Origin of the sequence: Castellaniella sp. (genome assembly GCF_049650445.1) — a bacterium.
Taxonomy (GTDB): Bacteria; Pseudomonadota; Gammaproteobacteria; order Burkholderiales; family Burkholderiaceae_B; genus Castellaniella.
This window is the reverse complement of sequence record NZ_JBASAD010000035.1, coordinates 142749-153764: the sequence shown is the minus strand read 5'-3', so window position 1 is coordinate 153764 and position 11016 is coordinate 142749. Positions and strand designations below refer to the sequence as shown.

At 64.7% G+C, this 11016-nt stretch carries 11 protein-coding genes and 1 riboswitch; of the genes, 3 read left to right on the top strand and 8 right to left on the bottom strand.

What is annotated here, in order from left to right:
• Nucleotides 1-215: 215 nt before the first annotated feature.
• On the top strand, nt 216-845 hold the full coding sequence (locus WA983_RS12605) for a 5-formyltetrahydrofolate cyclo-ligase (protein WP_424312124.1): 630 nt from the start codon (nt 216-218) through the stop codon (nt 843-845).
• An 18-nt stretch (nt 846-863) separates the two neighbouring features.
• Here WA983_RS12605 and metF read toward each other — a convergent pair whose 3' ends face one another.
• The 4 genes from metF to metK form a co-directional block, all read right to left on the bottom strand.
• Nucleotides 864-1712, bottom strand: a complete 849-nt coding sequence (metF, locus tag WA983_RS12600) for a methylenetetrahydrofolate reductase [NAD(P)H] (protein WP_424312123.1) — start codon at nt 1710-1712, stop codon at nt 864-866.
• Nucleotides 1709-2047 (bottom strand): phage holin family protein, encoded by a 339-nt coding sequence (locus tag WA983_RS12595; protein WP_424248070.1) that lies wholly within the window; start codon nt 2045-2047, stop codon nt 1709-1711. The genes metF and WA983_RS12595 overlap by 4 nt, the downstream gene beginning before the upstream one ends.
• Before the next feature lie 69 nt (nt 2048-2116).
• Nucleotides 2117-3523, bottom strand: a complete 1407-nt coding sequence (gene ahcY / locus WA983_RS12590) for an adenosylhomocysteinase (protein ID WP_424248056.1) — start codon at nt 3521-3523, stop codon at nt 2117-2119.
• A 61-nt stretch (nt 3524-3584) separates the two neighbouring features.
• Nucleotides 3585-3682, bottom strand: a riboswitch (S-adenosyl-L-homocysteine riboswitch).
• A gap of 85 nt (nt 3683-3767) precedes the next feature.
• Nucleotides 3768-4931 (bottom strand): methionine adenosyltransferase, encoded by a 1164-nt coding sequence (metK, locus tag WA983_RS12585; RefSeq protein WP_424248058.1) that lies wholly within the window; start codon nt 4929-4931, stop codon nt 3768-3770.
• A gap of 286 nt (nt 4932-5217) precedes the next feature.
• On the opposite strand from metK, the gene WA983_RS12580 reads away from it, so the two are divergent.
• Both WA983_RS12580 and WA983_RS12575 read left to right on the top strand, forming a co-directional pair.
• On the top strand, nt 5218-6090 hold the full coding sequence (locus tag WA983_RS12580) for a lysophospholipid acyltransferase family protein (protein ID WP_424312122.1): 873 nt from the start codon (nt 5218-5220) through the stop codon (nt 6088-6090).
• An 80-nt stretch (nt 6091-6170) separates the two neighbouring features.
• Entirely contained in the window at nt 6171-7061 is an 891-nt protein-coding gene (locus WA983_RS12575; protein ID WP_424312121.1) for a lysophospholipid acyltransferase family protein, read from the top strand.
• 67 nt (nt 7062-7128) lie between these two features.
• Here WA983_RS12575 and WA983_RS12570 read toward each other — a convergent pair whose 3' ends face one another.
• The 4 genes from WA983_RS12570 to WA983_RS12555 all read right to left on the bottom strand — a co-directional run bounded on the left by WA983_RS12570 (nt 7129) and on the right by WA983_RS12555 (nt 10987).
• Nucleotides 7129-7833 (bottom strand): creatininase family protein, encoded by a 705-nt coding sequence (locus WA983_RS12570; protein WP_424249849.1) that lies wholly within the window; start codon nt 7831-7833, stop codon nt 7129-7131.
• 54 nt (nt 7834-7887) lie between these two features.
• The gene (locus WA983_RS12565; protein WP_424249851.1) at nt 7888-9438 is read right to left on the bottom strand and encodes a sodium:solute symporter family transporter; all 1551 of its coding nucleotides are present in this window, start codon (nt 9436-9438) and stop codon (nt 7888-7890) included.
• Complete coding sequence (locus WA983_RS12560) at nt 9435-9695, bottom strand: hypothetical protein (RefSeq protein ID WP_424249853.1); 261 nt, start codon at nt 9693-9695, stop codon at nt 9435-9437. Before WA983_RS12560 ends, WA983_RS12565 begins: the two co-directional genes overlap by 4 nt.
• Before the next feature lie 77 nt (nt 9696-9772).
• Entirely contained in the window at nt 9773-10987 is a 1215-nt protein-coding gene (locus WA983_RS12555; protein WP_424249855.1) for a DegT/DnrJ/EryC1/StrS family aminotransferase, read from the bottom strand.
• Between the last annotated feature and the right edge of the window lie 29 nt (nt 10988-11016).

Below are 11016 nucleotides of genomic sequence, written 5' to 3'. Positions count from 1 at the left end.
GGCCAGGGCCATGCGCGGGGCCTCGCCCGCCTGCTGTTCAGCCGCCGTGGGCGCCTGGGCGCCCGCACAGCCGGCCAGCCCCAACAAGGCCGCCAGGCCCCAGGCCAAGGCCCCATGGCACGGCCGGGGCGACACCGCCCCTGCACCTCCGGCCAATCCCGGATATCCTATAACGTTACGCCCCATCGCCCCAAACCCCGCAAGCCAGTCACACCATGAATCAGAACGCACAGGATAACGCAGCCGCCCTGCGGGCGCGACTCAAACAGCGCCGCGCCGACCTTCCGCCCCAGGACCGCGACCGGGGCGCACTGCTGATTCGCGGCCGCCTGTACACCTGGCTGGCGACCAACCGCACCCGTCTGCGCGAATCGGGCCGTCCCGACGTCCGCCACATCGCTGCGTTCTGGTCCATGGCCGACGAGCCCGCCCTGCGGGCCCTGCTGGACCAATGGGCGGAAGACGAAACCCTGACGGTCTCGCTGCCGGTCGTCACCGCGCCCGCCCAGCCGCTGCAGTTTCGCGCCTGGACCTCGGACACCCCCATGAAACCGGGCGCCTACGGCATCCAGGAACCCGACGGTCCCGAAGCCCCCGCCCCCGACATCGTGCTGGTCCCCACGCTGGGCTACACGCGCCAGGGCGACCGTCTGGGCTACGGCGGCGGCTACTACGACCGCACCCTGGCCGCGCTGAAGGCGACCGGCCATGCGTTCACGACGGTGGGCATTGCCTGGGCCTGCGGCGACCTCAGCGGCGAATCCTATACGCCCGCCGCGCACGACGTCCGGCTGGACACGATCCTGACCGACAAGGGCTGGGCCGTGCCGGCGCCGGAACTGTAGGCTATTGGAACCTCACAGCTAGGCGTCCAGCCCCAGGTTGGCGCAGATCTGCGCCACCGCGTCGGCGTTGTTCAAGGTATAGAAGTGCGCTCCCGGCGCGCCGTGCTCCAGCAGCCGCGCCGTCAACCGTGTGACCACGTCGACGCCGAAGGCGCGGATGGACGCCTTGTCGTCGCCGAAGTCCTGCAGCCGCAACCGCACCCAGCGCGGGATTTCCGCCCCGCACATGGACGAGAAGCGCGCCAGTTGGGTGTAGTTGGTCAAAGGCATGATGCCCGGCGTGATGGGGATGTCCAGCCCGTGCGCGCGCACCCGGTCGACGAAATCGAAATAGGCGTCAGGGTTGAAGAAATACTGCGTGATGGCGCCATTGGCCCCGGCGCGGACTTTGTCCACGAAACGCCGCAGATCAGTCTCGGCGCTTTCGGCCTGGGGATGCATTTCGGGATAGGCCGCAACTTCGATGTGGAAGTGGTCGCCATAGTGCTCGCGCACGAAATGCACCAGATCGACGGCGTGATGCAGTTCGCCCGTATCGCCGCCCATGCCCGAAGGCAGGTCGCCGCGCAGGGCGACCAGGCGGCGAATGCCGCGCGCACGGTAGTCGTCCAGGATGGCGCGCAGATCAGTGCGCGTCGCACCAATGCAGGACAGGTGCGGCGCCACGTCCACACCCAGGTTCTGCATCATCTGCACAGTATCGACCGTACCCGAGCGGGTCGAGCCGCCCGCGCCGAAGGTCACGCTGACGTAGGCCGGCCGCAGAGCCGACAGCCGCTTGGCGGAGCGCACCAGGCGTTCCTGGGCGGCGATGTCCCGTGGCGGAAAGAATTCCAGACTGATCGTGGGGGAAGCAGGCGCGTTCATGAAGCCAGCAACCCCGCCAACGCCGTGGAGACGATGCTGTAGACGATCGCGCCGATCACGGCCCACCAGAAGCCGTCCACCTGAAAGCCCTTCAGGACGGAACCGGCGAACCAGAACACCAGGGCGTTGAGCACCAGCAGGAAGAGGCCCAGCGTGACGATGGTCAGCGGCAAGGTCAACAGGATCAGCAAAGGCTTGATCACGGTATTGAGCAGGCCCAGCACCAGCGCGGCGATCAGGGCCGAACCGAACGAGGCCACGGTGATGCCGGGCAGGATGTAGGCCACGATCAGCAGGGCCACGGCATTCAGGATCCAGACGAGCAGCAGCATGATGGAACTCCCGGAAAAGAAATCGGAATCGGACGGGCGCCCGCCCCCGGCGCACCGGGGGCGCCGCAGGGATCAATAGCGGTAGTGTTCCGGCTTGAACGGACCCGCAGCCGGCACGCCGATGTAGTCGGCCTGCTTCTGCGACAGCGTCGTCAGGCGCACACCCAGCTTCTTCAGGTGCAGGCGGGCGACCTTTTCATCCAGATGCTTGGGCAGCACGTAGACCTGGCCGGCCTTGTAGTGATCGCCGCGCGTGAACAGCTCGATCTGGGCGATGGTCTGGTTGGTGAACGAAGCCGACATCACGAAGGACGGGTGACCGGTGGCGCAGCCCAGGTTCACCAGGCGACCCTTGGCCAGCAGGATGACGCGCTTGCCGTCCGGGAAGATGATGTGATCGACCTGGGGCTTGATTTCTTCCCATTGCAGGTCTTCCACCGAAGCGACGTTGATCTCGCTGTCGAAGTGGCCGATGTTGCAGACGATGGCCTGGTCCTTCATGCGATACAGGTGATCGCGGTCGATGACGTGATAGTTGCCGGTGGCGGTGACGAAAATGTCCGCCTGCTCGACCACGTCCTTGTCATTCAGATCCACCACCCGGTAGCCTTCCATCGAGGCCTGCAGGGCGCAGATCGGATCGACTTCCGTGACCCAGACCTGGGCGCGCAGGGCGGCCAGGGCCTGGGCGCAGCCCTTGCCCACGTCGCCAAAGCCGCACACGATGGCGATCTTGCCCGCCACCATCACGTCGGTGGCGCGCTTGATGCCGTCCACCAGAGACTCGCGGCAGCCGTACAGATTGTCGAACTTGGACTTGGTGACCGAGTCATTGACGTTGATGGCGGGGATCTTCAGTTCGCCGCGCTGGGACATCTGGTACAGGCGGTGCACGCCGGTGGTGGTTTCCTCGGTCACGCCCTGGATCTGCGCCAGGCGCGTGGAATACCACTTCGGATCACGAGCCAGTTGCGCCTTGATGGCGGCAAACAGCACGCGCTCTTCTTCATTGGTGGGCTTGGCAATGACGGACGCGTCGTTTTCGGCGTCCGCGCCCAGATGCAGCAGCAGCGTGGCGTCGCCGCCATCGTCCAGAATCATATTGGCCTGCTCGCCCGGCCAGTCGAAAATGCGGTGCGTGTACTGCCAGTAGTCTTCCAGGGATTCGCCCTTGACGGCGAATACCGGCGTACCGCCGGCGGCGATGGCGGCCGCCGCATGGTCCTGGGTGGAAAAGATGTTGCACGAAGCCCAGCGGACTTCTGCGCCCAGCGCCTTCAGTGTTTCGATCAGCACCGCCGTCTGGATGGTCATGTGCAGGCTGCCGGCAATGCGCGCGCCCTTCAGGGGCTGCGAAGCGGCGAATTCTTCGCGCGTGGCCATCAGGCCGGGCATTTCGGTTTCAGCGATGGCGAGTTCGCGGCGGCCCCAATCGGCCAGGGCGATATCGGCGATGACGTAGTCGTGTGCAGTGCTCATGGTGGTCCTGTAGAGCCTGCGCGAGGGGCGGACGGTTACGCCCATCCCCGCCCGCGCAGGGCAACGATGGGCGCCGTTCATGAAGAAGGTTCCTGAGCCTGGCGGTCCGCATGCTCACCCGGGACGGGTGGCGGGACCGGTGCAGCGCCCCTCAGGAAAAGGGGATCATTATATCGCCGCCTGCCGCTGACGGGCGCGGTCCTGGTGTACGAGGCGCTGACGGGGTCTTGAAGGCCTTGCGGGATCAGGCCGCGGCCTTGAGCGCCTGAACCTTGTCAGTGGCTTCCCAGCTGAATTCCGGTTCGCTGCGGCCGAAATGGCCGTAGGCGGCGGACTTGGCGTAGATGGGACGCAGCAGGTCGAGCATATTGACGATGCCCTTGGGACGCAGGTCGAAGTGCTCGCGCACCAGGCGCGCGATCTGGTCGTCGGGGATCACGCCCGTGCCTTCGGTGTAGACCGTGATGTTGATCGGCTCGGCCACGCCGATGGCGTAGCTGACCTGCACCTGGCACTGGCGTGCCAGACCGGCGGCCACGATGTTCTTGGCCACGTAGCGCGCGGCATAGGCGGCGGAGCGGTCGACCTTGGACGGATCCTTGCCGGAGAACGCGCCGCCGCCGTGCGGGCAGGCGCCGCCGTAGGTGTCGACGATGATCTTGCGACCCGTCAGACCGCAGTCGCCCTGCGGGCCGCCGATGACGAACTTGCCGGTGGGGTTGACCAGGAATTTGGTCTTGTCCGTGAGCAGTCCGTCGGCGAAGACCGGGCGGATGATGTGTTCAATGACGGCGTCGTGGATATCGGCCTGGGAGATGTCGGGATGATGCTGAGTGGACACCACCACGGTATCGACCGCGGCCGGCTTGCCGTCGATGTAGCGGAAGGTGACCTGAGACTTGGCATCCGGACGCAGCCAGGGCAGGCGGCCGTCCTTGCGCAGTTCGGCCTGGCGCTGCATGATGCGGTGCGCGTACCAGATCGGCGCGGGCATCAGGTCGGGGGTTTCGTCGCACGCGTAGCCGAACATCAGGCCCTGGTCGCCGGCGCCCTGGTTCAGGATGTCTTCCGGCGAACGGTCCACGCCCTGGGCGATGTCGGGGGATTGCTTGTCATAGGCGACCAGCACCGCGCAGCCCTTGTAGTCGATACCGTAGTCGGTATTGTCATAGCCGATCCGGCGGATCGTGTCGCGAGCGACCTGGATGTAGTCGACGTTGGCGCGCGAGGTGATCTCGCCGGCCAGCACGACCAGCCCGGTGTTGCAGAGGGTTTCGGCGGCGACGCGGGAGTTCGGATCCTGTTCGAGCAGCGCGTCGAGGATGGCGTCGGAAATCTGATCGGCGACCTTGTCGGGGTGGCCTTCGGAGACGGATTCGGAAGTAAAGAGAAAATCGTTGTTTGCCACAGCGATACGTCCTGTATGAACGCCGGGGTGCCGGCGAGAGGTTGAACGAAACGCGTTGCACCTCTGGATGTATCGGGGCGCGACGCTTTAGCGGAAAAAAGCCCGGACGGATTGCACCGCCAGGTGATCGCTCCGCAAGTTGTCGGGTTAACTCAGCGATCCCCGCCATTTTAAGCGAAAATGGCAGTTGTCCAAAAGAAAGCATATTCCCGATGTGGTGTTTGCACGATACGCGCACTCGCGCGGACCGTGTGGCGCACCGGGAAAAACCGTCACTCGACCCCTCATGCCGCTGCTTCTCGTCCGCCTTCTGGCCGCGCTGCCTCTGTCCTGGCTTCAGGCCATTGGCCGGCTGCTCGGCACGGCCGTCTACCTGTTCCCGGGCCGCTACCGCCGTCGCCTGCGGACCAACGCCGCGCAAGCCGGCTACACCGACCCGGCCTTCGGCCGCCGCGCAGCCGCCGAATCCGGCGCCATGATTCTGGAGATCCCCAAGGTCTGGTGGCGTACCCCGCAATGCCTGGCCCTGACGGGCGGCGACCAGGAATCCGTGGTGCGCGAGGCCCTGTCCGAGGGCCGGGGCGTGCTGTACCTGACGCCCCACCTGGGCTGCTTCGAGATCACTGCCCGCCACCTGACGCAATACGGCCCGCTGACGGTGATGTTCCGCCCCTCGCGCAGCCCGGTGCTGGACCCTATCGTCGAGTCCGCGCGCGACATGCACAATCTGCATGCCGTGCCGGCCAACCGCAACGGCGTGCGCGAATTCGTGCGCGCGTTGAAGCGCGGCGAGGCCGTGGGCATGCTGCCCGATCAGGTGCCGCGCGAAGGCGACGGTGTCTGGCTGCCCTTCTTCGGCCGCTATGCCCTGACCATGACCCTGGCCGCGCGCCTGGCCCTGCAAACAGGCGTGGCCGTGATCCTGACCGCCGGCGAACGCCTGCCGGGCGGACGCGGCTGGCGCATCCACTACCTGCGCCTGCCCGAACCGCTGCCCGCCACGCCCGAGGCCCTGGCCGCCGCCATCAACCAGGCGATGGAAACCCTGATCCGGCGCTTTCCAGAACAATATCTGTGGAGCTACAACCGCTACAAGATCCCGGACGATGCCCCGCCCATGCCTGAAGCACCTGCATCGGCGCCGCATGATCCGGCTTGAGCGCTGAGTTTCCGCCCGACTGATCCAAAGAATCCCTGAATACCCAGTCTCCATCGCTGCCCGATCCTGATTTCCCCGATATGGCTTTCGATAAAAAACCCCTGCTGCGCGCCATCCTGGGCTATTTCGGCCGCTGTTCCGACCGCACGCGGCTGCGCTGGGGGCGCGTCCTGGGGCGGCTGACGCCGCACCTGCTGCGCTCCCGTGCCCACATCGTCCGGGTGAACCTGGAGCGCTGCTTTCCCGACCTGCCGCCGGCCGAGCGGGACGCCCTGGCGCGCCGCCATTTCCGCCTGCTGGCCCAGTCCGTCGTGGACCGCGGCCTGTGCTGGTTCGGCACGCCCGAGCGCATTCTGGACACGGTCGAACTGCATGGCGAACAGCATCTGCAGACGCTGCTGGATCAGGGGCGCCGCATCCTGATGTTCGCGCCGCACTTCACCGCCCTGGACGCCGCCGCCACGCGCCTGACCCTGTTTCTGAAGGAGTCCGCCACGCTGTACACGCGCCAGAGCGACGCCGACGTGGACGAGATCGTGCGCCTGGGACGCGGGCGCTTCAACCAGGTCCACCTGGTCAGCCGCCACGACGGCGTGCGCGGCCTGATCCGGCATCTGCGCAAAGGCATCCCCGTGTACTACCTGCCGGATATGGATTTCGGCCGCCAGGGCAGCGCCTTCATCCCCTTTTTCGGCGTGCCCGCCGCCACCCTGCTGTCGGCCGCCCAGATCGCCGCCGCCTGGGACGCCGCGGTGGTGCCCGTCATCAGCCGCCTGGACCCCGACACGGGCCGCTACCGCGTGGACGTCGGCCCGCCGGTGGAGCGCTTCCCCGGTGAAGACGACCCCGAAACCGCCACCGCGCGCCTGAACACCCTGATCGAAGACGAGGTCCGCCGCGACCCGGCGCAATACTATTGGGTGCACCGGAGATTCAAGACGCGGCCGGAGGGGGAGCGGGGGTTTTATTAGGAGCTCTCTGGACAAGACCTCATGCCGCGCGCATCGGCAGACTCGGGCGGTCTGCGGTGCCCACCGATCACTTCATCCACACGGTATCGAGCAACTGGCAGGTTTCCTCGACACCAGCCGCCCAGATGTCGGCCATTTCTGCATCCGGACGCTGATATTCGCCGCCATAGTTGCCATCACCGATGTAGGCGCGCACGGCACTGGCAGGTAACTGACCCAGTTTCGCGGGGTTGATGCCGGGCTTTTCCTCGTTCGGCATCTGGACGCCTTCGATCCGGGTCCAGGGGAAGTTCTCCATCCAGGACGCATGCGAAGCGTTGGTGGAAATGGCGCGCACCCGCGACATGACAGCGGGAGAGGCCCACCAGTTGTGGATGACGACGCGGGCGTCTTCGTGCTGATTCAGCCAGTTGCCGATGTAGGTCTGGACCGGGCTGTTGCCGCCATGGCCATTGATCAGAAAGACACGGCGAAACCCGCTGTAATAGAGGCTGTCCAGAATATCGGTGATCAGCGCGCCGTAGGTGTCCGGGCGCAGGCTGACAGTGCCCGGGAATTCCTTGAAATAGGACGTCATGCCAAACGGCAGTCCCGGATAGACCGGCACCCCGACACGATCACCGACTTCCTGGGCAAGCCGCGAAGACAGGATGAAATCCGTGCACAGGCTCAGGTATGCATGCTGTTCCGTGCTGCCCAGGGGCATGATGACGCGGTCATCGTGTTTCAGGTGTTCTTCGGCCTGAAACCAGTTCATTTGTTCGATCTGCATGATTGATCTCCTTGTCTGCTGTTCAGACGCCGGGGCGTGCCCCGGCGTCCATGTTCAAGCTTGCGTCGCGCTTGCCACCCGCCTCGATGCCACGGACTGACCCAGTGCATGCTCTGCATGGTGCAACTTGTCGAAATGGCGATCTAGGGTTTCCTGGCTGGCCTTGCGCGTGACCAGGCTGACGCCGACCATCACGACCATCGTGCAGCACCAACTGACGATCAGCGGATCGAAGCCAAAAGCCCATTCCTTATGCCAGGCCACGATCACGACATACAACACCTCACCCAGAATCACCGCGCTGATGGCGCCCGTGCGGGTCGCCCGCTTCCAGTACATGCCCAGGATCACCGGTGCTACCCAGATACCCAGCCCGCCGAACGCGAAACGGATCAGCGCGAAGATGCCGGCCGGCTTCTCGATACCGATCACGACGGCCAGCATGCCCAGCACCACCGTCATCCAGCGCGACAGCCGCAGCAAGCGTTCCTGTGACGCCTGCGGATGCAGCAAGTTCTGATACAGGTCGCGCGTCACCCCGCCCGTGGCCACCACCAGCAGCGCGGAAATCGTCGACATCCCGGCCGAAACGATGCCGGTGATCAAGAGGGCTGCCAGGAAGGGATGCAAGCTTTGCTGCAGGACCATCGGGACGATGAAATCCGCCTGTTTGCCCGACAGCCCATGAATGAACGTCGAGGCGTTGACGCCCGACCATTCGATCAGCGTGGCCGAAAACAGCATGCCCATCGTGCCCAGGATCACAGCCTTGAACATGGTGCGGTAGCTGTTCATGGTGAAGAACTTCGTGAACAGCGTCGGCTGCCCGATCGTGAAGAAACTCCACATCACGATCATGGACATGTAGGTCGCCCAGGGGAAGTTGCCCTTGGTGCCGGGGAACGTCAGATGGGCGGGATTGTCCGCCGCCAGCTTGGCCGTGATGGTTTCCATGCCGCCGCCCATGTGCACGGTGACGACGAATGTCACCACAGCGGTGATCACCATCAAGGCGCCCTGCAGGACGTCGGTCATCATCGCACCGCGCATGCCCCCCGCGATGCAATAGATCGTCACCACAATGCCCATCGCCACGACACCGACCCATTCGGGTCCGCCGGTGAAGACGTTGAAGATGACCCCGGCGCCCACGGTCTGTGCTCCCATCATGGCGATAACGAACGCCAGCATCATCACTGCATGCACGCCGCGGATGGCGTTGGATTCATACCGGTCCGACAGATAGTCCGTCATCGTCATGAAGCCGTACTGTCTGCCCATCAGCATAAGTTTGCGGCCCACGAACAGCGCAGGCACGATCATGGAGAAGGCCAGACCCGGCACGGAAATGCTCATGCCCGCAAAACCGGTTCCATAGGTCATGGCGGGAACCCCCATGAACGTGCTCATGCTGTACTGGCTGGCGAAATACGCAAAGCCGCCGACGACAGCACCGGCCTTGCCCCCCATCACCAGGAAGTCGCTCAGGGACTTGGTCTGGCGGGTCGCGTACCAGCCGATGCCCAGCATGACCAGAAAGAAGATCGCCAGCGTCACATAAAAAGGGCCGGGATCCGGCTGCACCAGGATGGGCGCTTCGTTCATCGTACTTCCCCTTGCGACGACTCATCGTCGAAATCCCGATATTCTGGGCGCTTGAGGCACTGCCGTGCGAACATAACGATCATCAGCAGCACGATGCCGCCATGGATCAGCCACCCGTACACGAAAACCGGGACCCCTAACCAACCTGGCACATAGCTTGTATTAAAGAAAAATGGGAATGGAATCATGATCAATACGTACATAAGCATGAAACCTAAAAACCATCTACGCTCGAAAGTATTGCTGCGCATATCCATCGCTCACCTCCAGATGTGAAAAATCGCGCATGCCGGCTCCCACCGGCTCAATGAAAAAACATCGGACTGAAAAATCATCAGACGGCCGACAGGCCGTCACCGCCCTGCCCAGGCAACCAAGTCGGCAGGTTCACGCAGCACCGGGATGCCTGCATGCCTTGTGGGCAATCCGGCAACGTCAGGGCCTGCGGGTGCATGGGGGTGGTGAACCAGACGCCGATCTCGCACCCCAACTGGTCCGCCAGATCGCCCGGACAGCGCTTGATCTGCTCGTCCACCAGAATCGGGAAACGCAGCCAGGCCGGCTCGGACTCCGGTAGCACACGGGCATGGGCCACACTGTGGCGCTCGGCCCAGACGCGCCAGCGGTGGGCACCGGCGCGTCGGCGCGCCAGCATTTGATCCAGTCGCTGCAACTGCGGCAACAGAAGCGTCGCCACTGCGTCAGGCATCCTCCATCCGTACTGTGGCGTGAACAGGCCGCTCAGTTCGGCGGGCTGCATCTGCGGCACCGCCGCCATTGTCTGCACGGATAGTTCCGCCAGGCAGGGCGGCAATGACGACGTCGCCACATCCGGCCGTTGCCGATAGGCCAGACACATCGTGCCCAGCAAAGCCCGGACGTAACCGGCATCAGGTTCGGGGGCGGATGCATGAATCGCGGTCAGCGCAGCCCCCAGGGCCGGGTCGCGGGTCATGGCCCAGCCGCCGTGGATGCTGTTGACGATCTTGGAGCGCTCGCTGCTGAAAAACGCAATATCGCCAAAGGTCCCCAGCAATTGCCCCCGGTAGGTGCCGCCCGTGGCATGCGCGCAGTCCTCGATCAGGCGCAGCCCACGCTGACGGGCCAGATCGCACAGCGCGTCCATGTCCCGACACACCAGGCCAAATGTGTACTGCAGCAGGATCGCCCGCGTCCTGGGTGTGATGGCCCGGCGAGCCGCCGCAGCATCCATGCCAAAGGTGTCCAGCTCGATGTCGACGAAGCGGACCTCGACCCCCTGAAACGAAAAGGCATTAGTCACCGCCTGGCAAGTGAACGCTGGTACTAGAACCTGATCGCCGGGCTGCAACCCCAGGGCGCGGACAATGGCGAACAGCGCCGACCGCCCACCCATGAAACAGGCGACGTAGGGCATGGCCCAGGCGTCGGCCACATGTCGATGCAGGGCATCGACGACGCCACGGGCCGGATCACCATCCCGCATCAGGGTAGCGGCGCGCACGGCGTCGTCCTCGACGAGGCTGGCATTGAGCAGCGGAACGCGATAGGGGAAGCGGTCAAGACTCATCACACACACAGACAGAAAGGCAAACTGAC